Below are 23,593 nucleotides of genomic sequence, written 5' to 3'. Positions count from 1 at the left end.
GGAGGTGACCGATGCAGAAGCAACTGGGCGGAGCGGGGCTGTTGGCGCTGCTCATCGTCGGTTACCTCATCTGGAAGGACCCGACGGGCACCGCGAATGCCATCTCGGGGTTCTTCGGTGCGGTCGGCGATTTCGCGTCGACGCTGTGGGACAAGCTCGGAGAATTCATCACCAGCCTGGTGGGCTGATGGATGACCGCTGGCATCGCCCGTGGTTGATGCGGCTCCTGCCGGATCGTCGCATCGAGCAATTTCTCAGCGAGGGCGAGCACGTGCTGCGAGACACGCGACCGTCGTTCAAGGTGTGGTTCCTGGGCGTGTTCGATGTGATCGTCGCCGGGGTGCTGATGCTCGCGGTCGTCGTGGCGGCGGCCGACGTCGCGGTCACCAAGATGGCGCTGGTGCTGTGGGCCGTGTTGGCGGTTCACCTCGTCGTCGAATTCGTCCGGTTCGCCTTCACCCGCTACGTCGTCACCGACCATCGAGCGATCAGTTGGTCCGGGGTGTACCACGACCGCTTCGAGTGGATCTCCTGGCGCAAGGTCACCGATGTTTCGGTGCACTCGTCGCTCGGCGAGCGCCTGCTCAAGACGGCCACGATCCGCGTCCACAGTGCCAATGAGGCCACCGGGTTCAAGACGATGAAGGGCGTGCCGAACCCGTTGGAGTACGCCCAGCTGATCGCCGATCTGGTCAACGCGTCGCAGGGACCGGTGACGTTGAGGCCGGACGGCGCACAACCGTCGCTTCGCGACTGACACACTCGACCCGTCCGGCGGACCATCGCTAAGGAGGAACCCCCATGGCCCACCCACGACGTTTCCGATTCGGAGCCGAACTGCACCGACCGTTTCCCGACATGACCTGGGCTGAGACCGCCCGCGAGGTGGAGTCGCTCGGATACTCAACGCTGTTTGTTCCCGATCACTTTCAGGACCAGTTCGCACCGATCGCCGCGCTGGCGTCGGCGGCCACGGCCACCAGCGACCTGAAGGTCGGCACCCTCGTGTTGGACAACGACTACCGCCATCCGGTCATCACCGCGATGGAGATGGCGACGATCGACGCGATCAGCGAGGGTCGGCTCGAACTCGGCCTCGGCGCCGGTTGGAAGCGCCTCGATTATGACCAGGGCGGCATCGCGTATGACGAACCCCGCGTTCGCGTCGAGCGGTTCATGGAGGCGGTCGAGGTCGTTCGGGCGCTGTTCGGCGACGACCCCGTCAACTTCTCGGGCGACTACTACACGATCACCGACATGGTGGGTGCGCCGCGGCCTCACACGGTCGGTGGGCCTCCGTTGTTGCTCGCGGGCGGCGCCCGGCGCATGTTGCGCTTCGCTGGGCAGCACGCGGCGATCGTGGGGGTGAATCCGTCGATCCACTCGGGTGAGGTCGATGCGGCAGCGGCTCGCGACGCGCTCTCGGATCGCATCGATGAGAAGTTCTCCTGGGTGCGCGAGGGGGCGGGGGAGCGCTTCGACGACATCGAGTTCAACGCCTGGTGCAGCGTCGCGACCATCACCGACGATCCGCTCGGGTTCGCAGAGATGGTGGCGCCGGGCTTCGGCATCGCTGCAGAGGATGCGCACACCGCGCTCGACTCGCCCATCACGATGATCGGCACGCTGGCGAGTCTCGGCGAGCAACTGCACCGTCGACGTGAGCGCTGGGGCTACAGCTACCACGTGTTCGCCGACGACGCCGTGCGGCCGATGGCTCCACTCGTCGCCGCCTACCGCGACGCCTGAGCCGCCATCTCGCCTGAGCCACCATCTGGCTGGTCAGTGCGAGGGGTGCTCGCCGAGCTGCTCGCTCAGGTAGTTCTGCACGCCGATCTGTTCGATCGTGGTGAGCTGGGTTTCGAGCCAGTCGATGTGTTCTTCCTCGGCGACGAGGATCTTTTCGAAGAGTTGGCGCGTGCCGTGGTCGGCGACCTCGTTGCACAACGCGATGCCGCGTCGCAGGCGGTCGACCGCCTCGCGCTCGACGGCCAGATCGTTGTTGAACTGCTCGACGACGTCCTCGCCGACGCGCAACGCATACAGCCGCTGAAGGTTCGGCACACCGTCGAGATACAGGACCCGGTCGATGAGTTCCTCGGCGTGGCGCATCTCGTCGATGGACTCGTCGCGGATGTGGTGAGCCAAACGGTTGTACCCCCAGTTGGAGCACATCTTGGCGTGGACGAAGTACTGGTTGATCGCCGTGAGTTCGGCGGTGAGTACCTCGTTGAGAACGTCGATGACCTCGGCATTGCCCTGCATGGGGACCTCCATCGTTGAGCGCAGCGGTGCGCGGCATCACCGTAGCGCCCCAAGGTAATGAAATGAGAACCACTCGCGCGACGTGTGGAGGGCCTTACGGCCTTGTTTTTCGGGGCTTTACGCCGCCTGGATTGAAACCCGAACCTCGGTGTTCACCTCGTCGATGATCTCTTCGATGTGGTCGATACACGAGCCACAATCGGTGCCGGCACCGCACATGGTGCTGACCTCATCGACGCACGCAGCGCCCCCCGAGACCGCCTTGCGAACGGCTCCCTCAAATACTGCGTTGCATGAGCACACGAGCATGTTGTTCAGCATACCTAACGTTGCGGTGCAGGACCACCTATTTTTTTCCGAAAGGTTCGATCGACGTGCCCGGCCGCATTCGCGGGTAGGCGCAGAGGCTCTGCCAGACTGAGGCCGATGGCTCTATCGGGTCCGAACTTCACCAGCGCATTCGGTCGTCACTGGCACGGGATCGGAGTCAGCGTCGACGCGATCGTCGGTGCCGTGAGCCGCCCGCTCGAACCGACGATGGAGCGCTGGCGTGCATCGACGGGACTGCGCCGGCGAGCCCCACTGGTTGTCGTTGCGGTCGTCGTGGCGGTCTACACGCTGCTCTTCGCGGTGCTGCAATGGAAGCGACACGAGTACTTCGGCACCTTCGACTACGACCTCGGCATGTACGACAACGGCATCTGGCAGACCGCCCATGGCCGCAACTTCATGACGACGCGGGGCATGAACCTGTTCGGGCACCACGCAAACCTTGGATTCCTGTTGTTCGTCCCCTTCTATTGGATCGGAGTCGGCGGCCCCCACTTCCTGAACGTGATGAACCTGCTGGGGATCGTCGCCACGTCGGTGCCCATCTTCCTGTTGGCCCGCACACACCTGCGCTCGAACTGGGCGGGGGCGTGGCTGGTCGTGGTGTATCTGGCTCACTTCTCGCCGCAGTGGATGATCCAGGAGACGTTCCACGCCGAAAGCCTGGCGTTACCGTTCGTGGTCGGGGCGTTCTACACAGCCTCGGTGAGACGGTGGCGCTGGTACTGGGTGTGCATCTTCGGCGCCGTGATCTGGAAGGAGGACATCGCTCTAGCGACGGCGATGATCGGACTCGCCGTCGGGCTCATGCTTCGCGAGCGTCGAGTCGCGTTGGCGACGATCGGGGTGTCGATGCTGTGGTTCGTCCTCGCGACGCGCCTGATCATGCCGGCGTTCGATCAGCACTCGGTGTTCGACGGATTGTTCGGCCCCCTCGGCAACAATTCGACCGAGGTGGTGGTCGGCGCGGTGACCGATCCCGGGCCCTTCGCCGACACCGTGCTGTGTCACGGATTCTGGGACGGGTCGCTTCACGAAGCAGACCCTGGTCGCACCGACATCGTGTGCCCGTCCGGCCAGATCCTCGAGGAGGTGTACCCTCCGCCTCGAGGATTCGCGACGCTCATGCAGCCGTTCGGATACGTCGGGCTACTCAGTCCCATCCTGTTGCTGGTCGGGCTGCCCCAGCACCTCGTCAACTCGGCCACGATGCAGCCATTCACCTGGGACCTTCGCTGGCACTACGCGCTCATGCCCTTTGCCGGGGTGCTGTTGGCCACCGTGTGGAGCGTGGTGAAACGCAAACGCGCGATCGTCGCTTGGGCGCTGATCTCGATGCTGGTGGTCGGCGTCGTCACGACCCATGACCGGGGTATCGGCCCGTGGGGGGCCGACTTTTCGCGGGGGTACTGGCGGGTTGTCGACGATCCGACCAATCAGGTGTACCGCGAGGTCATGGCCGAAATCGACGGCGACGACGTCGTGTCGACCAACTATTTCTTCGTGCCACACCTGTCTCATCGCGAGTACATCTACACGTTTCCGAACCCGTGGCGGCTGTCGAACTACGGAGCTGCAGGCTCGACCGTCGAGCCCCCCGACCCGGCGACCGTGGACGTGGTGCTGATCGACCGTGCGCGCTTGAACGCCACAGATCAGATGTTGTTCGACGAAGTGCGCAACAGCGGCGATTTCGAGGTGGTGACCCACCGGGTGGCCACGCCGCCCGATCGCGTTGCCGATCTCTACCTGTTGAGGCGTCGCGCCCCCTGACGCGCTATTCGGCGGGCGGCGGCGCGAGGGTGACGTCGATCGAGTAGCTGGCCCCGGGTGTGGTATCGAGCGTTGCGATGCGCAACGCTTCGCGCAGGTCGGCGGCGACGAGTTCGAGCGCGGCAAGGTGCGCCGAGTCGTCGCTCACCACGACGCGTTCGACGTCGGCTTTCATGCCGACCTTGGCCTCGGACTTCGCGCGCCGCACGTCGCGAAGGACGTTCTCGACGACCGCGAGGACGGGAAGGTCGGTGGCGGCTGCCTCGACATCGAGTTCGGCGACGGTCGGCCACGGGGCGCCGTGCACCGAACCCTGCATCCACCACGACCACGCCTCCTCGGTGGCGAATGGGAGGAACGGGGCGAACAGCCGTTGCAACACGCTGACGGCTCGCGCCAACGCGTTCGCCGCCGAGGCGGATGCGTCGCTGTCGCCGTAGGCCCGGATCTTCACGAGTTCGAGATAGTTGTCGCAGAAGCTCCAAAAGAACGTTTCGGTGCGTTCGAGCGCACGGGCATAGTCGAAGCGTTCGAACGCGGAGGTGGCCTCAGCGACGAGCGCGGACAGTTCGGCGAGGAGTGCGACGTCGACGGGTTCGTTCACTGCCCCGAGCGGGTCGCCACCGAAGCTGAGCGCGAACCGGCTGGCGTTGAGCAACTTGATGGCCAGGCGACGGCCGACCTTCATTTCCTTTTCGTCGAAGGCCGTGTCGGTGCCGGGCCGACCCGATGCCGCCCAGTACCGAACCCCGTCGGAGCCGTAGCTGTCGAGCAGGTGCGCCGGGGTGACGACGTTGCCCTTCGACTTCGACATCTTCTTGCGGTCGGGGTCGAGGATCCACCCCGACAACGATGCGTTCGACCACGGGGCGCGACCCTGCTGGGCATTCGAACGCACCATCGTGGAAAACAGCCACGTCCGGATGATGTCGTGGCCCTGCGGGCGAAGATCCATCGGAAACGTGCGAGCGAACAGGTCGTCGTCGGTTCCCCAGCCACATGCGATCTGCGGGGTGAGCGAGGAGGTCGCCCACGTGTCGAGGATGTCGGGATCGGCCCGGAACCCGCCCGGTTGGTTGCGTTGGGATTCGCTGTAGCCGGCCGGCACGTCGATTTGCGGATCGACCGGCAGTTGAGCGGCGGTCGGCACGAGCGGGTGGTCGTAGTCGGCCTCGCCCTCGGCGTCGAGGCGGTACCACACGGGGATCGGCACGCCGAAGTACCGCTGGCGGCTCACCAGCCAGTCGCCGTTGAGCCCGTTCACCCAGTCGGTGTAGCGGGCCTGCATGTAGGGCGGATGCCAGTCGAGTTCGTCGCCGCGGCGGATCAGCAGGTCGCGCAGGTCGGAATCTCGACCGCCGTTGCGCAGGTACCACTGCCGCGACTGGACGATCTCGAGTGGTTTGTCGCCCTTTTCGTAGAACTTGACCGGGTGGGTGATCTGTCGGATCTCGCCGACGAGCGCGCCGGCGTCGCGCAACAACTCGACCACCACGTTGCGCGCCCCGCCCGAGGCCTTTCGCGCGAACTGTCCGTACGCCGCTCGTCCGGACTCGGAGGTGACCCACTCGGGCGCGTCCGCCGCGAAACGGCCGTCGCGCTCGATGACGGCCCGCGCCGGAAGGTTCAACTCGCGCCACCAGATGACGTCGGTGTTGTCGCCGAACGTGCAGATCATCGCCGCGCCGGTGCCCTTGTCGGGGTCGGCGAGACGGTGAGCAACTATCGGCACCTCGACGTCGAACAGCGGGGTGGTCACGTTCGTTCCGATGAGGCTCGCATAGCGTTCGTCGTCGGGGTGACACACGATCGCCACACAACTCACCAGCAGTTCGGGTCGAGTCGTCGAGATCTTCACGCCCCGACGGTCGCCGTGGGTGAACTCGGCGGAGGCTTCGGTCGTCTCGTCGCTGAACGGGAACACGATGTCGTGATACGCGCCGGGGCGTTCATGGTCCTCCACCTCGGCCTGACTCACCGCCATCTGGAACGTCACGTCCCACATCGAGGGAGCATCCTGGCTGTAGGCATCGCCGCGGCCGAGGTCGTCGAGGAAGGCCTTCTGGCTGACGAGGCGGGCCTTGGCCCCGATCGTCTCATAGGTCATGGTCCAGTCGACCGACAGACCGAGCTTTCGCCACAGGTCCTCGAAGACCTTCTCGTCGTCGTGGGTGAGCCGCTCGCACAGTTCGATGAAGTTGCGTCGGCTGACCTCCACGAAGTCCTTGCGGTCCTTGGCGGGCTTGTCCGGTGGGGTGAAGGTGGGGTCATAGGCGAGGGTCGCATTGCAGCGGACCCCGAAGAAGTTCTCGACCCGTCGCTCGGTGGGCACCCCGTTGTCGTCCCAGCCCATCGGATAGAACACCTGCTTGCCGCACATGCGGTGGAAGCGGGCGATGGTGTCGGTGTGGGTGTAGGAAAACACGTGGCCGACGTGCAGGGAGCCCGACACGGTCGGCGGCGGGGTGTCGACGGAAAAGACGTCGTCACGGGTCGCGGAGCGATCGAAACGGTAGGTGCCCTGTTCCTCCCACAGCGCACCCCACTTGGCCTCGAGCCCCTCGAGCCCCGGTTTTTCGGGGACGCTGCGTTCGGGGCGGGGCTGTGGTGCGGTACTCATAGATGCGCCAATCGTACCGTGTGTCGCCAGGTGGGCCGGAGGGGTTGCGGGCCCGGGCCGACCCACGTGTCGGCTCCGTCGATGGGGTAGAACGGTGCGATGGTCAACAGCGAGGACGGCCCGACGATCGCCGAGGTCCGTCGGTTGGCGGGCGAGGCATTGCGGGCAACGGAGTTCTCCGACAAGGAGACGGTGCTCGAGCGTTTGGCCACCGCGGCGTCTGAGCTCGGCGATCCCGCCGGGGCCGCCGGGGCCCGTGACATGGGCGGTCCCGAGCTCGCGGACGCTGTCGATCTGGTGGATGTCCGTCGTCCGGGGCGGCCGGCGGCGGTGAGGCTCGTCGCCCCGCGGGAGTTGGCGAGGCGGACCTGGGGGACCGAGTCGGGGCGGGTTGCCACGCTGCACGCGTTGGCCCACATCGAGGCCAATGCCGTGAATCTCGCGCTCGATGCGGCGCATCGTTTCGCGGCGATGCCGGCGAAGTACTACGTCGACTGGACACGGGTCGTGCTCGAGGAGTTCGGTCACTTCCGGATGCTCGAATCCAGGTTGGCGGAACACGAGATCGCCTACGGCGACCTCGGATGCCACGACGGCCTGTGGGACATGGCGGTGAGCACCGCCACCGACGCGCGTTCGCGTATGGCCCTGGTTCCGATGGTGTTTGAGGCACGGGGTCTCGACGTCACTCCCGGGCTCATCGAGCGGTTCCGTCGCCACGGTGACGACGAGAGCGCGGACGTCCTCGAGGTGGTCCTGGCCGACGAGGTCGGCCATGTGGCGGTCGGGGTGGAGTGGTTCCGGTTCCTGTGTGATCGAGATGGCGTCGACCGGTCGATCGAATTCGAGCGTCTCGTGGCCGAGGCCTCGCTGAAACTGGTGCCGCCGTTCAACCACGATGCCCGGCGTCGGGCGGGCTTCGACATGGACGACTTGCGGCGTTGGGAGATGGTATTCACCGGAACGCAGCGAAATGCTTGACGCGGCGCGAACGGTGGACTGTAGTAGCGGGTGTCCTGACAACTACAGGGGGGGGAAACAATTATGCGTCGTACCAGCAGGGTCATCCTTGCCTCAATGATCATGGCGATACCGTTCGCCGCGAGCGCGTGCAAGATTCCGGTCGGCCCGTGCATCGTCACGATCCTTGAAGGCCCACTCAACGTCAACTGCACCTTCAAGTAGTTGACCTGACACAACGAGTCGGGCGTATCGTCCGACGCGAAAGGGGCCGAGTCATCCGACTCGGCCCCTTTCGCGTACGCGTGCACCTGTGGCTCGCCAGGCCGTGCGGCCAGGCCGCGCAGCGCGAGCGCCTAGCGGCGCTCGCGTCGAACTCGCTCGGCGGCGGACACCACGGCGAGCAGCGAGGCCGTGCTGATGTTGGGGTGTCGGCCGATTCCCCAACGGATCGTGTTGTCGTCGGCGACGGTCTCGACGTACGCGACCGCGGTGGCATCGGCTCCGCGTCCGGTCGAATGCTCCTGGTAGTCGACGACGTCGAGTTCGATGCCGAGCGCGTGATTGAGCCCGTCGACGAACGCGGCGATCGGACCGTTGCCGCTGCCCTTCCACGTCTGCGGTTCACCATCCACGACGACCTGGGCGGTCACCGTGGTGAGATCATCGGCGTCGCTGGTCAGTTCGTGGCTGCGCAACACGATCGTCGGCTCATCCGGGAGATACATCTCCTGGAACTGCTGCCACATGGCGTTCGGGGTGATCTCGGTTCCGGTGTCCTCGGCGACCGACTGAATGGTCTTGGAGAACTCGACCTGCAGCCGTCGCGGCAACGCGAATCCGTGTTCGGCTTCCATGATGTAGGCGACGCCGCCCTTGCCGGACTGGCTGTTCACCCGGATGACCGCCTCGTAGTTGCGCCCGACGTGGGCCGGGTCGATCGGCAGATACGGCACGGCCCACTTGCGGTAGGTGTTGGGCGAGTCGCCGCGGGTTTCCTCGGCGGTGTAGAGCTGGGCGAACCCTTTCTTGATGGCGTCCTGGTGCGAGCCCGAAAACGCGGTGTACACCAGATCGCCGACGTAGGGGTGGCGTTCGTGGACCGGCAGGCGGTTGCAGTATTCGGCGGTGCGGCGCAACGCATCGATGTCGGAGATGTCGAGTTCGGGGTCGACCCCCTGACTGAACAGATTGAGCGCCAAGGTCACGACGTCGACGTTGCCGGTTCGTTCGCCATTGCCGAACAGGCACCCCTCCACGCGGTCGGCACCCGCCAGGACGCCGAGTTCGGCCGCCGCCACCGCACAGCCGCGGTCGTTGTGGGGATGCAGGGACAACACGATGGAGTCGCGGTTGTTGACGTGACGCAGGAACCACTCGATCGTGTCGGCGTAGATGTTCGGCGAGTACATCTCGACCGTCGCCGGCAGGTTCATGATGAGCGGGTGCTCGGGGGTCGGTTCGATCACCTCGGCCACCGCGTTGCAGATCTCGACCGCGTACTCGACCTCGGTTCCCGTGTAGGACTCCGGCGAGTACTCGTAGCGAAACACCGTGTCGGGGTATTCGCGCTCGAGCTTTTTGCAGTAACGAGCGGCATCGGTGGCGATCGCGGTGATGCCTTCGCGATCCATGCCGAACACGACGCGGCGCTGCAGAATCGAGGTGGAGTTGTAGAAGTGCACAATCGCCCTGGGCGCGCCCTCGAGCGACTCGTAGGTGCGGTCGATCAGTTCCTCTCGGCACTGGACCAGCACCTGAATCCAAACGTCGTCGGGGATCAGGTCCTCTTCGACGAGCTGGCGTACGAAATCGAAATCGGTCTGGCTCGCCGCCGGGAATCCGACCTCGATCTCTTTGAAGCCCATGTCGACCAGCGTCTGGAACATGCGCAGCTTGCGGGCGGGGTCCATCGGGTCGATCAAGGCCTGATTGCCGTCGCGCAGGTCGACCGCGCACCAACGAGGCGCCTTGGTGAGCGAGCGATCCGGCCAGGTCCGATCCGGGAGCGCGAGCGGCACGAACGCGTCGTATTTCTCGAACGGCATGGGCTTCGGCGTGACGGGAGTGGGAGACATGGTGTGCTCGCTTGCTCGACGACTTGATGGGGTCGCGGTGGATGGTTGGGACGACGGCTCGAGGATCGGTACCGAAAAAGAACAAAGCCCCCGAGCCGATTCGGCGCAGGAGCTTTGGCGAGTACCGATCTGGGGGTACTCGCCTACCGGAGAAGAAGGAGGGCCTGGATCGATGCCGTCATCACGGCCACTATAGCGCGGCATTCGGTCGATGGGCGCGGCGGTATCGTGGCACCGATGTTGTTGCACGAGGCGGTCGAGTTCGCGGCCCGTTACGACGGTGACGCGGTGGCCCTCATCACCGAAGACGGCGTCCTGACCTACGCGGATCTGTGGGCCGAGGTGGTTCGAATCGGCGCCTGGGTGGCGTCGCTGGTGGCGCCGGGGGAGCGGATCGCCGTCGTGTCGGACAACCGGGCCGAGGTGGTGGCGCTGATGTACGGCGCCCCGATGGTGGGGGTGACGGTGATGTTCGCCAACACCCGTCTCGTATCGGCCGAGATCGACGCGCTCATCGACGACGTCGATCCGCAGTTGGTCGTGGGCGAGTCACGGTTGCTCGATGGGCTCAAGGCCGGGCGCGCCACGGTCGCCTTCGACTCGCCGGAATTCGGGCGACTCGATGGCGCCGCTGGTGTCTCGTCGCGGCCGGTCGACGTCGGCGACCCGGCGTGGATCATTCACACCTCGGGCACGACGGGGCGACCGAAGGGCGCGGTGCTCACACATCGCAGTCTGATGGCGGGGGTCCTGGCGACGGCGTTGGCCCGACCACTCGGCGACGGCGACTCGTATCTCTTCCCGTTCCCGCTGTTTCACGTCGCGGCCTACAACGTGATTCATGCGCATCTGAAGCGGCGACCGGTCGTGTTGGTGTCGAAGTTCGACGCCGAGGTGGTCATGACGCTCATCGAGGCACACCGGGTCACGACCCTTTCGCTGGCGCCGACGATGATCTCGATGCTGCTCGACCACCCGAGCCTGCGCAGCTACGACCTGTCGAGCCTCCGCCACATCTTCTACGGGGCCTCGGCGATTCCGCTCGATGTGTTGCGTCGGGCGGTGGCGGTGTTCGGATGCGGGTTCGGTCAGGGCTATGGCATGACGGAGTTGTCGGGCAACGCGGTGTTTCTCGACGCGCAGGCGCACGCTCGAGCGATCGACGGCGAAGAGCACCTGCTGGCCGCCTGCGGGAAGCCGTCACCGTTGGTGTCGATTCGGCTCGACGATGCGGGGGAAATCCTGGTCCGCGGCGATCAGGTGATCGACGGCTACTGGAACCGACCGGACGCGGACGACGACGCCTATGCGGACGGGTGGTTCCGCACCGGCGACATCGGGCGATTCGACGAGGAGGGCTACCTCTACATCGTCGATCGCAAGAAGGACATCATCGTTTCGGGGGGTGAGAACGTGGCGTCGCTCGAGGTCGAAGACGTCATGAGCGAACACCCGGCGATCGGTGCGGTCGCGGTGGTCGGGGTGCCGGACGAACGGTGGGGTGAGCGGGTGGTTGCGGTGGTCGTGGAGCGTGACGGGCACCAACTCGACGAGGCCGAGGCGGTGGCGTGGGCGAAGGGGCGGCTCGCCGGCTACAAGCGACCCAGGCAGGTCCTGGTCGTGGAGGCGTTGCCGATGAACGCGTCGGGCAAGGTGCTCAAGCGCGAGGTCCGCGACCTCGCAACCCGTCGCCTCGCCCGCCCCAACAGCCCCACCTGACCGTTCTCCGATAACCAGTGGTCGTGATCACGACCACTGGTTATCGGAGAACAGGTGGGCGCTGGTACGGGTGGGTACCGGTGGGTCAGCGGTTGGTGTCGGCGACCGCGGCGATCGCCGCGCAGATGGCCGCGACCTCCTCGGTGGTCGAGATGTACGGCGGCATCGTGTAGACGAGTCGGCCGAACGGACGCAGCCACACGCCCGAGTCGAGCGCGGCGCGGGTGGCGGCGGCCATGTCGACCGGCTCGCGCAACTCACACACGCCGATCGCCCCCAGCACCCGCACGTCGGCCACGACCGGGTGGTCGCGCAACCCCTCGAGTCCCTCGACCAACTCGCGCTCGATGCGCGGCACCCAGGTCCGCCACGGCGTGGAGTCGAGCAGACCGATCGACGCGTTCGCCACCGCTGCGGCGAGTGGGTTGCCCATGAATGTCGGCCCGTGGGCGAGCACCGGCAGGTCGCCCTGGGCGATCGTGGCGGACACCCGCGGCGTGCACATCGCGGCGGCCATGGTGAGATAGCCGCCCGTCATCGCCTTGCCGACACACATGATGTCGGGCGTCACCCCGGCGTGATCGGCGGCGAAAATCTCCCCCGTGCGCCCGAATCCGGTGGCGATCTCGTCGAAGATCAACAACAGGTCGTACTCATCCGCGAGCCCGCGCCACACACGGAGGTACTCGGGGGAGTGAAAGGTCATTCCGCCGGCACCCTGAACGACCGGTTCGATGATGATCGCCGCCAACTCCTTGAGGTGCGATTCGATCACCGAACGCAGGTGGGCGACGTAGGTCTCCTCGAGCGGCGCCGCGAAACCTGGCGGTGGGGCATCCGCAAACACCTGCTCGGGCAGGGTCCCCGTCCACGTCGCGTGCATGCCCCCGTCGGGGTCGCACACCGACATCGGGTGCAGCGTGTCGCCGTGATATCCGCCGCGCCAGGTGAGCAGGCGTCGCTTCAGCGGTTGTCCGAGCCCGTGCCAGTACTGCAATGCCATCTTGGTGGCGACCTCGACGGCGACCGATCCGGAGTCGGCGAGGAACACGTGCTCGATGCCGGCCGGCGCCAGAGCGACGAGTCGTTCGACGAGTTCGATCGCCGGCCGGTGGGTGAGGCCGCCGAACATGACGTGGCTCATCGAGTCGATCTGTGCGTGCGCGGCGGCGTCGAGTACCGGATGGCGGTAGCCCCAACACGCAGCCCACCACGAACTCATGGCGTCGATCACCTCGCTGGTCGACGCCGGGTCCGATCCGGCCTGGGGGGAAGCGATGCGTAGGCGCACGCCGCTTGCCGAGTTCACCAATGCGGCGGGCACCGTGGCGGGCATGGCCGCGTACGGATGCCAGACGTGGGCCTGGTCGAGCGCCAGGAGTTGGTCCGCCGACCGCTCGGCGGCCACGTTCAGACGACCTTGGTGAGCACGCCGACGGGCATCGAGAGCCGATCGAGCATGTCGAGATCCTGATCCGGCGTCCGGCCGAGGGTGGTGAGGTAGTTGCCGACGATGAGTGCGTTGATGCCCGCCGTCATGCCAGCCTCCTGCATGTCGCCGAGGGTGATCTCGCGCCCACCCGCGTAGCGCAGGATGACCTCGGGAAGCGCCAAACGAAACAGCGCCACCCACTTGAGCGCGTCCTTTGCCGGAGTGATCGGGCGAAGCTCCAACGGCGTGCCGGGCCGCGGGTTCAAGAAGTTGACCGGCACCTCGGTCGGCTGCAGGTCCTGGAGGTGTCCGATCAGTTCGAGCCGTTGCTCGTCGGTTTCGCCCATGCCGAGCAGCACCCCACAGCACAGTTCCATGTTGTTGTGCTTGACGAGTTCGCAGGTCTCCCATCGCTCGTCGAAATCGTGGGTCGTGACGACGTTGGGGAAATACGACCGCGAGGTTTCGAGGTTGTGGTTGTAGCGATGCACGCCACCCTCGGCGAGCCGTCGCGCCTGGTCCTCGGTGAGGATGCCGGCCGACACGGCGACCTGGAGGCCGGTTTCGTCACCGATGATCGGCACGAGCTCGAGGATGCGTTGCAGGGTCTTTTCGTCGGGGCCACGCACGGCCAACACGATGCAGAATTCGCTCGCCCCGAGCGCTGCGGTTTCGCGGGCCGCCTCGAGCACCTCTTCGGTGTCGAGGAACGGGGTCGCCGCGACCGGCGTGTCGAACTTCGAACTCTGGCTGCAGAAATGGCAGTCCTCGGGACACCCGCCCGTCTTCACCGACAGGATCCCCTCGACCTCGACCATGTCGCCGCATCGGGCGAGACGCACCTCGTGGGCGAGTTCCATCAGCTCGCCGAGCTTGGAGGTCGGAAGGCCGGACAACGCGCGAACCTCGTCGAGGCTCAGGTGGCCCCCGCGGTCGATCAGCCGAACGCGCGCCGCCTGGATCAGCTCGTCGGGCGCCGATTCGATGGACGCGGTCTGGGTCGGTGTCTCCGCGGTGTTGCTCACGTCGCTGTCTCCGTGGATGGGGGAATCGATTCTTCGATATCGATGCCGGTACGTTCGTCGCCAAGGAGTGCCGACGACGTCGAAAGGGTACCCCTCTGCGCCATGGAACCCGAAAAGCGAGCACAACCTCACCACCCGATTGCCGCAGCCTCGACCAGTCGGTGGAGCGACTTGGCCAGGGAGGCCGCGGAGCAGTTGCGGGCACAGGATCGCTGGCGGGTTATTCGCACCCTCGCCGACACCGGAGTGCGCTCGAGGCTGGCCGACGGCCGTGCGGTGGTGCAGTTCGCGTCGAATGACTACTTCGGGTTGAGCGAGCATCCCGCGGTGATCGAGGCGGCGATAGCGGCGACGCGCCGGTGGGGGACCGGGGCGGGGGCATCGCGGCTCGTCGTCGGGTCGCGGCCGATCCACGACGACCTCGAAGCGGCGCTCGCCGATTGGAAACACGCCGAAGCGGCGTTGCTGTTCGCTACGGGGTATGCCGCGAATGTCGGCGTGTTGGTGGCGTTGGCCAGGCTCGGCGCGGCGCTGGGCGCCCCGATCGGAATCGTGTCCGACGAGTTGAACCACGCCTCGATCATCGACGGCATCCGGCTGAGCGCAGCGCCGTTCAACATCTATGCGCACGCCGACGCTGAGGCCGCCAGGCAGCGGGTTGTCGAGCACCTCGATGCCGGCCGACGCCCGGTGATCGTGACCGACTCGGTGTTTTCGATGGATGGGGATCTGGCCCCGCTGGGCGACCTGGCGCAGTTGGCGGCTGAGACGTCCGCCTTGTTGGTGATCGATGACGCCCACGCGGTGTTCGCCGGCTGCGGAGCCGACCTTGTCGCCAGCGCACCGTCTCGGGGCGGTGCCGAGGTCGTGGTGGTCGGCACGCTGTCGAAATCGCTCGGGAGCCTCGGCGGGTTCGTCGCCGGGCCGACCGCGCTGGTCGACTGGTGTCGCAACACCTCGCGCTCGTTCATCTTCAGCACCGCCACCCCACCCGGGGTCGCCGCAGCGGCGCTGGCGGCACTCGAGGTGTTGCAGGGGGCCGAGGGTGTCGAGCTGACGGCCAAGCTGCGGCGCAACGTCGACGTGTTGGCGCCGGCGCAGGCCAGCGCGGTCGTTCCGGTGGTCGTCGGGACGGCCGAACGCGCCTTGGAGTGGAGCGACAAGCTGCTGGAACGGTCGATGTTCGTCCCCGCGATTCGGCCCCCGACCGTACCCGAGGGGTCATCGCGGTTGCGGGTGGCGGTCTCGGCTCGGCACGCTACAGGGGACCTCGAGGCGCTGCGCGAAGCGTTAGCGGACCTGCGACGCCTCGACCCGACCACCTGAGCGGAGATTCCCCATGAGCGCACGCCCCCGACGCCTGCTCGCCGTCGCCGGCACCTCGACCGAGGTCGGAAAGACCTTTGTCTCGGCCGCCGTTATCGACCGCCTGGTCGCCGACGGATGGAACGTCGAGGTTCGAAAGCCGGCACAATCGGCCAACCCCGGCGAACCGACCGATTCCGAGGTGCTCGCTGCGGCGAGCGGCGAACCCCACGAGCGGATCTGCCCGCCGAACCGCACCTACAGCGTCGCGATGGCCCCGCCGATGGCGGCGGCGGTGTTGGGCCTGACGGCGCCGACCACCGACGAGTTGGTCGACGAGGTCGAGGGGTCGTGGGGCGCCCTGTCAGCCGATGTTGGCATCGTCGAGCTCGCGGGAGGGGTTGCCTCCCCGATGGCCGTGGACGGCGATGGGGCCGACCTGGCCGCGACCTTTCGACCCGACGCCGTGCTGTTGGTCGCGGACGCCGGCCTCGGCACGATCAACGCCGTACGACTGTGTCTGGCGCGTCTCGACGAGGCGCTCTCGCTCAGTTCCGCCGCCGCCGGTGCGTCCGATGGGGTGGTCGACACTCCGGTGCTGGTCTTCATGAATCGCTACGACGACGCGAACGATCTGCACCACCGAAATGCCCAGTGGCTCGCGCACCAGGATCACGTCGTGTTGGCGACCGGCCTCGAGGAACTCGTCGACTGGGTGTTGAGCCTTGCGCCGAGATTGTGTGGCTACTGCGCGAAGGCGGTTCCCGATGATTGCGACGGGGCCTGTGGTCCCGAGTTCGATCTCGACCGGTACTGCGTGCGGTGCGGCCGCCGGCTGGTGGTGTCGATGAACCCCGTCAAAGCGATCGGACGCTGCAAGGTCCACGGCCTCGAGTGCGCTTGAGTCCGCCCGCTTGATTCAGCGCGCCCGCACGCCCCCAGCCACCGTTCTCCGATAATGAGTGGTCGTGATCACGACCACTCATTATCGGAGAACGGGCTGGCGGTTGGTGACGGGCTGGCGGCGGGCGAAGGGCTGGACACCGACGGCGGGGTGACCCCGGACACGACGACGCGGTTGCCGCCGTTCGCCTTGGCGAGGTCGATCGCCATCTCGGCGAGTTCGAGGAGCGCTTCGGGGGTCGTGGCCTCTTCGGAGCCGACGATTCCCACCGACGCACGAAACGGTGCGACCTCGCCCAACGCAAGGTGAAGGACCAACGATTCCCGCACCCGTTCCATCGCCGCGACCGCGTGTTGCGCGGAGGTTGACGGAAAGAGACACACGAAACGGTCGTCGTCGTAGCGAGCGATGATGTCGCTCGGGCGAAGGGTGCGGGTCAGCACCTCGGCGAACGTCCGAAGCGCCCGGTCGCCGAGGTCCGCGCCGTGGCAATCGTTGTAGTGACGGAATTCGTCGAGGTCGCACAGCGCGAGGGCAAACCCGGTGTCGGTGGACCGCAGGCGGTGAAGGTCGCCGGACAGTCGCTCGGATTTCGGCAGATGCGTGACCTCGTCGCGGGGGGAGGCATCGTGCAGCGTGCGGGCGGAACGCATCGCGGAGATGTGGTGGCCGACCCGTCGACAGACCACCTCGATCAGGCGAATCGCCTCGTCGTCGGGAAGGTCGCCTGCCGGGCCGCCGGAATGTGCCACGCCGAGGTGCCGGGCGCCGACGAGGATGGGCACGCACAGCGAGGAGACCTCCCAGCCGTGGCTGATGAGGTGGGCGCACGCGTCGGGGTTGTCGCTCGACGACGCTCGAACCGAGACCCGGTTCGCGAGGGCGCCGCAGGCGTGCGGTTCGTCGAAGATCACCGGCACGTCGAGGCCGTCTTCGAGGGCAGCGATCGACCAGGTGACACGGGATCCGGTCGGCGGCGCCAACAGCACCGCGTTGTCGCGTTCGGGCAGGAACGAACTCAGCGCCCGACCGATGACTTCGACGGCCTCGTCTTCGGTTTCGGCCCGGTCGATCGCCAGGTCGAGCTGTTCGAGAAAGGCGCGTCGTGTCGTCGCCACCTCAAGGCGCTGCTGGGTGCCCTGATGCGCGGTTCGAGAGGAAGCGAGGTCGGTGACCAACGGACGCACGAGGCCGAAGTGGGTGACAGCGCTCACCGAAGCACCCAGCGCGGAGGCAAACAGAAGGACGATCGCCAGCGGTGCGGAGGTGCCGAATCCGAGCACGGCCACCGCGACGGTGCAGGCGCTGACGGCACCGAGGGCGACCACGGCGGTGCGTGTGGGGTTCAGTGGTTCACCGAGCACCTCGAAGGTATCGGCGCCGTGGTGGCGACCTTGAACAATTCGGCGCCGCTAGCGCCGCTAGCTCCGCTAGCGCCGTGGCCGTCGCAACGTGCAAGCATTCGCAGGCATGGCACTAGCCTCGTGTCGATGATCGAGGTCGACGAATTCGATGGCGGACCGTGGGCGCAGGCCTCATTGCGTATCGCTTCGGACACCTTGTCGGTGGAGGAGATCTCCGATCTGTTGGGTTTGCGGGCCTCTCACGCCCGTACGTCGGAGGGGGAGCCGGCCTTCACGGTGTGGATGTACGAACCCGGGCTCGCACCGAGCGAGAACGCGGTCGATCACCTGATGATCCTGCTCGAGCGATTGCGCGATTGCCGCGAAGCCCTCGCCCGGCTGACCGCGACCGCCGCGGTGGAGATCTGGGTGTCGTTTTCGCCAGGGCATCGGCAGCGGAGCGTGGTGCTCGACGCCGGGGCACTCGAGCTGATCTCCTCATTCGGCATCGACCTGGTGACGGACACCTACCCGAGCCCGAAGCACTCCTGACGCTGCGCCTCGAACTCCGCCGGCGCCCAACATGGGCTCCGCTACCGTTGGCGACATGTTGTCTTTGTTCGACACCGCGTCCGGAACCGTGCGTCCCTTCGAACCCGCCCATCGCGGCAGGGTGACGATGTACGTGTGCGGACCGACGGTGTACGGGCCTCCCCATCTCGGCCACGGACGGTTCAGCCTCGTGTTCGACGTTTTGCGTCGCTACCTCGAATGGTCGGGCAACGAGGTCGTCTATGTGTCGAACATCACCGACATCGACGACAAGATCATCAACCGGGCCAACGCCGAGGCGCGGCCGTGGCAGGAGATCACCGCCGAGTGTGAGGACATCTGGTGGGAGGCGATGGATGCCATCGGGGTCAAGCGGCCGACCCATGTTCCCCACGCCACCGAATACGTCGCCGAGATGGTCGAGATGATCGAGCGACTGCTCGCCAACGGGTCCGCCTATGAGACCTCCGATGGCGTGTATTTCAGGCCCTCGACCGTCGACGACTACGGGCTGTTGGCGCGACAGGACATCGAATCACTCCAGGTGGGTGCACGCGTCAGCGTGGACGATGAAAAGGAATCGCCGATCGACTTCGCGTTGTGGAAGAAGGCGAAGCCGGGGGAGCCGGCGTGGCCGGCGCCTTGGGGAGATGGGCGTCCTGGCTGGCACACCGAATGCGTGGTCATGTCCCTCGACCTGCTCGGCGAGGGCTTCGACCTGCACGGCGGTGGTCAGGACCTGTGCTTTCCCCACCATGAGAACGAACGGGCCCAGGCGATCGCGGATGGAACGGTGTTCGCACGTCACTGGATGCACAACGGGTTCGTCGAGGTCGCCGGCGAGAAGATGTCGAAATCCCTCGGCAACTTCACCAACCTGATCGACCTCATCGAACGATTCGACCCGCGCGCGTATCGGATGCTGTGCCTTCAGGCGCACTATCGCAGCCCCATCGACGTCAACGAGAAGACCTCGACGCAGGCGAGCGCAGCGCTCGAACGACTCGATGCGCTCGCTCGGCGCATCCGCGACCTCGACACCGACGTTGCCGCGGACAACGCGACCTTGGAGGAGTTTCGCCGTCACATGGACGACGACCTCAACACGCCGCGTGCGCTCGCCGTGGTCGCCGAGACCGTTACCGCCATCAACAAGGCCCTCGACGCGGGCGACGGCGCCACCGCAGCACCGTTGGCCTCGGCGTTTCGCACGATGCTGGACGCAGTCGGTCTGGTGGTGAGCGATGCGCAGGGCGACGTCGGAGATGATGCCGAGGCGCTGTGTCGTGCACGCGACGAGGCGCGGGCGGCCAAGGACTGGGCGCGCGCTGATGAGTTACGCGACGAACTGGTGGGGCTGGGTTACGTGGTGGAGGACACCGCCCAGGGCACCCGGGTGCGCACGGCCTGAGAAGTCCGCCTGTTTGCCGGTTCCTGGCCGCAGCGACGGATCAGCGGCGGATCAGCGGCGGGCCTGGCGGTCCGACTCCCACACGATCACTTCGGCGCGTTCGAGTGCGGTGAGCGCCGCAGCCTGTTCGCCGGTCAGGCGCAACGCGTCGCCTTGGTTCAGCGTCGTGCCGTTCCACTGGTCGCCGGCCAGGTCCTCGAGATCGACCGCGACGGTGCCGGTTGCCACGAAGACGTGCACGTAGGGGGCGCGCGGCACGTCGAGGCGTTCGCGTTCGCCCATCCTCGCAACCCACATCACGGCGCCGGGCTGGTGGATGGTGACGGCGCCCTCGTGGCCTTGACCGCTGGCGATCGCGACCCAGCCGCCGGCGTCGAGTCGATCGGTGACATCGACCTGTTCGTAGCCGGGGGTGATGCCGGTTTGCGACGGGACGACCCACATCTGCACCAACCGTGCGGGAGCGGTGCTCGACGCGTTGAACTCGGAGTGGACGATGCCGGTTCCAGCGCTCATGCGTTGGGCCAGCCCGGGGCCGATGACGCCGTGGTTGCCCTCGGAGTCGCGGTGTTCGAGTTCGCCGTCGAGCACCCATGTCACGATTTCCATATCGGCGTGGGGGTGGGAGCCGAATCCTCCGCCGGGTGCGACGACGTCGTCGTTGGAGACGATCAGCAGCCCGTGGCCGAGTTCGTTGGGGTTGAAGTGGTGGCCGAAACTGAACGAGTGCCACGATTCGAGCCAGCCGATATCGGTGTGAAACCGTTGGCGTGCACGACGTATGTCGGCTCGGGTCGAGGTTGTCGTCGTCATGGTGGTTACGCTCCTTGCACGCTCTGCTTGCAGGTTCCATCGGTACAAACTATTTGCAGATGCAAATAATTCCCGGACCGCAGCCGCGAGGGTTCGCAGCGCGTCAGGCGCTCGGGAGACTGGTGCTGTACACCCACGCGTCGAAGAACGCACCGAGGTCGCGCCCCGCGATTTTCGATGCATATGCGACGAAGTCGGAGGTCGTGACCGAGGCGTCGGCGAATTCTGCGGGCCACCCTGCGATGATCGTTGAAAAAGCCTCCTCGCCAACCTCTGCGCGAAGCGCGTGGAGGGCGAGCGCCCCACCTTCGTAGCGCAGCGGCCCCCACAGATCGTGCGGGTCCGGGTCGGCGATGGCATCCATGGAGACCCCGGACGAGTCGAAGCCGGCGCGGATGGCGTCGGCCTGCGACTGCACCGAGGCGCCTCCACTCGCAGCGGACCACATCCACGACAGATACGTCGCCCAACCCTCGCTCAACCACAGGTCCGACCAGGAGCCGAGGTTGACCAGGTTGCCGAACCATTGATGCGCGAGTTCGTGCGCGGTCACCTCCGCGACGAGTTCAGTGGATCCGGAGGTGAACCAGTCGAGCGGGATCATCGACAGGGTGTGGGTCTCGAGCGCGAACGCGAGCGGCGTGTCGGGAACGAACACGCCGTAGATGCCCTCCGGCACCGGGCCGACGGTCGCATCGAACCAGCGGAGCTGTGCCTCGGTGAGCCCGAGTTGCTCCGTCACCGCAGCGGGTGCGCTGCGGGGCACGGCGTGGCGGATGGTCACCGTCGACTGCGAGAGCGCCACGTCGTGGGTGGTCACCTCGTAGTCGCCCACCGCCATCTGCAGCGCGTACAGCGGAATGTCGTCGCTCACCGTGAACTGCGAGGTGGTCGAGCCGTCGGGGTGGGTGATGACCTCGCCGGAGCGTCCGGAGGCCACCGCAGTTTCCCCCGCTGCGGCGTGAATCGTGATGTGGAACTGCGCGGGATCGCTCGGGTGGTCGTTGCACGGGATGATGCCGTGCATGCCGTTGGGTTCGGCGGCGGTGAACGACCCGGTCGGCGACCGCAGCCACCCGATGGAACCAGGGGACGTGACGTCGTCGATCGTCGCCGGGGTGCCGGAATAGGTGATGGTCACGACGTGGTCCCCGGAGATCGGCGACGGCGGGGTGATCGTCAACTCGTCATCGTCGCGAGCCACCACTGCGGCGGAGCCGTCGACGAGCACCTCATCGATGTCGAATCCGGCGAAGTCGAGGTTGAAGCTGGCCAGCGGGGCGTCGGCGGTCGTCGAGAGTTCGATGCCGACGGTGGCGGCCACCGTGCCGCCGCGGTTGGCGTCGGTCGCGTCGAGGTCGATCACATATCGGGTGACGTCGTAGCCGCCGTTGCCGGAGCCCGCCACGATCGGATCATTGAGCGACGCTGAGCCGTTCATCGTCGCAACGCTCGTGGTGGTCGCGGTCGTCGTAGTCGTCGGGGCGGCGTCGTCGACGACGGCGGTGGCCTCGCCGGACCCGCCGGCGCTACACGATGAGACCGCAGCGACCAAGGAGATGGCGGCCACCGTGCCCGCCACCGTGGAGAGTCTGGCGAAGGTTCGCGGAGCACTCATCGAAGGGACAACGTACACGTGACATCGCCCGCACCGGTCGGCAGCGTCGACGCCGGTCCGCTGGCAAGCGATGGTTGGAAACCGAGGTTACCCACCGGTAACTTATAGGCCAGCGGCGAGCTCGCCGTGGTGTTCCCGTGTGGCCCGAATGGCCATTCGACGCAGAGAAGGTGACCGACACATGAGCAACTTTTCGCTCGCACTCAACGACGACCAACTGCAGCTCCAAGAGTGGGTCCACGGTTTCGCCAAGGACGTGATTCGTCCCGCCGGCGAGGAATGGGACGAAAAAGAGGAGTTCCCCTGGCCCATCGTGCAGGAGGCGGCGAAGATCGGCCTGTACGGGATGGACTTCATGGCGAACGCCCTGTTCGATCCCACCGGGTTGTCGATGGTGCTCGCCGTCGAGGAGCTGTTCTGGGGCGACGCCGGCATTGCGCTGTCGATCATGGGATCGGGCCTTGCCGCCGCGGCGATCTCGGCCAACGGAACCCAGGAACAGACCCTTGAATGGGTTCCGCAGTGCTACGGAACCGCCGAAAAGGTGCAGCTCGGTGCGCTGTGTGCTTCCGAACCCGACGCAGGCTCGGACGTCGGCGGATACCGCACCCGCGCCGTCTACGACGAAAAGACCGATACCTGGACCTTGAACGGCACCAAGGCGTGGATCACCAACGGCGGCATCGCCGACATTCACGTCATCGTGGCGGTCGTCGAGCCGGGCATCGGTTCGCGGGGCCATGCCAGCTTCATCATCCCTCCCGGCACCCCGGGGCTCAGCCAAGGTCAGAAATACAAGAAGCACGGAATCCGCGCCTCGCACACCTCCGAGGTCGTGCTTGAGGACGTGAAGATTCCCGGTTCGTGTCTGCTCGGTTCGAAGGAACGCCTCGACGCCAAGATCGCCAAGGCGAAGGAGAACGAGAGCACCGGCGAAAAGCAGCCGGCGATGGCGACCTTCGAGGCGACACGGCCCACGGTGGGTGCGATGGCGGTGGGCATCGCCCGCGCCGCGTACGAGTACTCCTTGGAGTACGCCAAGGAGCGTCAGGCGTTCGGCGAACCGATCATCATGAAGCAGGGCGTGGCCTTCAAGCTCGCCGATATGGCGACCGAGATCGATGCCGCCCGCCTCCTGGTCTGGCGCGCCGCCTGGATGGCCGCCACCCGCACGCCGTTCAAGCAGGGCGAAGGTTCGATGTCGAAGCTGAAGGCCTCCGAGGTGGCGGTGAGGGCAACCGAAGAAGCGATCCAGATTCTCGGCGGCTACGGCTACACCCGCGAATATCCGGTTGAGCGTTGGCACCGCGACTCCAAGATCATGACGATCTTTGAGGGCACCTCCGAGATCCAGCGCCTCGTCATCGCCCGTTCGGCGTCGGGAGTTCGCGTTCCGTAACGCGCGATCGCGGCGGTTTCGTGCCGCGGCACCGGAACTCGGCGGG

The 23,593-nt window shown here is 66.4% G+C and carries 20 protein-coding genes; 11 read left to right on the top strand and 9 right to left on the bottom strand.

Annotated features, from left to right (window positions below):
• Nucleotides 1-11: 11 nt before the first annotated feature.
• Genes M9952_11575 through M9952_11565 form a run of 3 tightly spaced genes read left to right on the top strand, consistent with a single transcriptional unit; the run spans nt 12 to nt 1,749 of the window.
• On the top strand, nt 12-188 hold the full coding sequence (locus M9952_11575; protein MCO5313559.1) for a hypothetical protein: 177 nt from the start codon (nt 12-14) through the stop codon (nt 186-188).
• Complete coding sequence (locus M9952_11570) at nt 188-757, top strand: PH domain-containing protein (protein ID MCO5313558.1); 570 nt, start codon at nt 188-190, stop codon at nt 755-757. The genes M9952_11575 and M9952_11570 overlap by 1 nt, the downstream gene beginning before the upstream one ends.
• A gap of 44 nt (nt 758-801) precedes the next feature.
• Nucleotides 802-1,749, top strand: a complete 948-nt coding sequence (locus M9952_11565) for a TIGR03621 family F420-dependent LLM class oxidoreductase (GenBank protein MCO5313557.1) — start codon at nt 802-804, stop codon at nt 1,747-1,749.
• Nucleotides 1,750-1,782: 33 nt separating this feature from the next.
• Here the strand turns inward: M9952_11565 and bfr are convergent, their stop codons facing one another.
• Together bfr and M9952_11555 are read right to left on the bottom strand one after the other, a co-directional pair.
• Nucleotides 1,783-2,265, bottom strand: a complete 483-nt coding sequence (bfr, locus tag M9952_11560; protein MCO5313556.1) for a bacterioferritin — start codon at nt 2,263-2,265, stop codon at nt 1,783-1,785.
• A gap of 117 nt (nt 2,266-2,382) precedes the next feature.
• On the bottom strand, nt 2,383-2,574 hold the full coding sequence (locus M9952_11555; protein ID MCO5313555.1) for a (2Fe-2S)-binding protein: 192 nt from the start codon (nt 2,572-2,574) through the stop codon (nt 2,383-2,385).
• 117 nt (nt 2,575-2,691) lie between these two features.
• Between M9952_11555 and M9952_11550 the strand changes: the two genes are divergently transcribed.
• Nucleotides 2,692-4,368, top strand: coding sequence for a DUF2079 domain-containing protein (locus tag M9952_11550; protein MCO5313554.1), 1,677 nt, complete (start codon nt 2,692-2,694; stop codon nt 4,366-4,368).
• A 4-nt stretch (nt 4,369-4,372) separates the two neighbouring features.
• Here M9952_11550 and valS read toward each other — a convergent pair whose 3' ends face one another.
• A complete protein-coding gene (valS, locus tag M9952_11545) occupies nt 4,373-6,988 on the bottom strand; it encodes a valine--tRNA ligase (protein ID MCO5313553.1) in 2,616 nt (871 codons plus the stop codon).
• A 99-nt stretch (nt 6,989-7,087) separates the two neighbouring features.
• Between valS and M9952_11540 the strand changes: the two genes are divergently transcribed.
• On the top strand, nt 7,088-7,969 hold the full coding sequence (locus M9952_11540) for a ferritin-like domain-containing protein (GenBank protein MCO5313552.1): 882 nt from the start codon (nt 7,088-7,090) through the stop codon (nt 7,967-7,969).
• A 335-nt stretch (nt 7,970-8,304) separates the two neighbouring features.
• On the opposite strand, the gene leuA is transcribed toward M9952_11540, so the two are convergent.
• Nucleotides 8,305-10,026 (bottom strand): 2-isopropylmalate synthase, encoded by a 1,722-nt coding sequence (gene leuA / locus M9952_11535; protein ID MCO5313551.1) that lies wholly within the window; start codon nt 10,024-10,026, stop codon nt 8,305-8,307.
• Between the two features lie 237 nt (nt 10,027-10,263).
• Here leuA and M9952_11530 point away from each other — a divergent pair, with 237 nt between their 5' ends.
• Nucleotides 10,264-11,745: an AMP-binding protein gene (locus tag M9952_11530; protein ID MCO5313550.1), complete on the top strand. Its 1,482-nt coding sequence runs from the start codon at nt 10,264-10,266 to the stop codon at nt 11,743-11,745.
• Between the two features lie 85 nt (nt 11,746-11,830).
• Here M9952_11530 and M9952_11525 read toward each other — a convergent pair whose 3' ends face one another.
• Both M9952_11525 and bioB read right to left on the bottom strand, forming a co-directional pair.
• On the bottom strand, nt 11,831-13,153 hold the full coding sequence (locus M9952_11525; protein MCO5313549.1) for an adenosylmethionine--8-amino-7-oxononanoate transaminase: 1,323 nt from the start codon (nt 13,151-13,153) through the stop codon (nt 11,831-11,833).
• Between the two features lie 2 nt (nt 13,154-13,155).
• On the bottom strand, nt 13,156-14,202 hold the full coding sequence (gene bioB / locus M9952_11520; GenBank protein MCO5313548.1) for a biotin synthase BioB: 1,047 nt from the start codon (nt 14,200-14,202) through the stop codon (nt 13,156-13,158).
• 102 nt (nt 14,203-14,304) lie between these two features.
• On the opposite strand from bioB, the gene M9952_11515 reads away from it, so the two are divergent.
• Both M9952_11515 and M9952_11510 read left to right on the top strand, forming a co-directional pair.
• Entirely contained in the window at nt 14,305-15,528 is a 1,224-nt protein-coding gene (locus tag M9952_11515) for an 8-amino-7-oxononanoate synthase (protein MCO5313547.1), read from the top strand.
• Nucleotides 15,529-15,541: 13 nt separating this feature from the next.
• Nucleotides 15,542-16,411 carry a dethiobiotin synthase gene (locus tag M9952_11510; protein MCO5313546.1) on the top strand — a complete coding sequence of 290 codons (870 nt, stop codon included), beginning with the start codon at nt 15,542-15,544 and terminating at the stop codon, nt 16,409-16,411.
• Between the two features lie 68 nt (nt 16,412-16,479).
• Here M9952_11510 and M9952_11505 read toward each other — a convergent pair whose 3' ends face one another.
• The gene (locus M9952_11505; GenBank protein ID MCO5313545.1) at nt 16,480-17,775 is read right to left on the bottom strand and encodes a sensor domain-containing diguanylate cyclase; all 1,296 of its coding nucleotides are present in this window, start codon (nt 17,773-17,775) and stop codon (nt 16,480-16,482) included.
• Nucleotides 17,776-17,901: 126 nt separating this feature from the next.
• On the opposite strand from M9952_11505, the gene M9952_11500 reads away from it, so the two are divergent.
• Nucleotides 17,902-18,306, top strand: coding sequence for a DUF4279 domain-containing protein (locus M9952_11500; GenBank protein MCO5313544.1), 405 nt, complete (start codon nt 17,902-17,904; stop codon nt 18,304-18,306).
• A 55-nt stretch (nt 18,307-18,361) separates the two neighbouring features.
• Complete coding sequence (cysS, locus tag M9952_11495; protein MCO5313543.1) at nt 18,362-19,717, top strand: cysteine--tRNA ligase; 1,356 nt, start codon at nt 18,362-18,364, stop codon at nt 19,715-19,717.
• Between the two features lie 51 nt (nt 19,718-19,768).
• On the opposite strand, the gene M9952_11490 is transcribed toward cysS, so the two are convergent.
• Together M9952_11490 and M9952_11485 are read right to left on the bottom strand one after the other, a co-directional pair.
• Complete coding sequence (locus M9952_11490; GenBank protein ID MCO5313542.1) at nt 19,769-20,530, bottom strand: pirin family protein; 762 nt, start codon at nt 20,528-20,530, stop codon at nt 19,769-19,771.
• A gap of 103 nt (nt 20,531-20,633) precedes the next feature.
• Nucleotides 20,634-22,148 carry a M1 family metallopeptidase gene (locus M9952_11485; protein MCO5313541.1) on the bottom strand — a complete coding sequence of 505 codons (1,515 nt, stop codon included), beginning with the start codon at nt 22,146-22,148 and terminating at the stop codon, nt 20,634-20,636.
• A 181-nt stretch (nt 22,149-22,329) separates the two neighbouring features.
• Here M9952_11485 and M9952_11480 point away from each other — a divergent pair, with 181 nt between their 5' ends.
• Entirely contained in the window at nt 22,330-23,547 is a 1,218-nt protein-coding gene (locus M9952_11480) for an acyl-CoA dehydrogenase family protein (protein MCO5313540.1), read from the top strand.
• The last annotated feature ends 46 nt before the right edge of the window (nt 23,548-23,593 follow it).

The sequence above is a fragment of the Microthrixaceae bacterium genome, from assembly GCA_023957975.1.
Lineage (GTDB): Bacteria > Actinomycetota > Acidimicrobiia > Acidimicrobiales > Microtrichaceae > JAMLGM01.
This window is presented reverse-complemented; position numbering and strand designations above follow the sequence as displayed.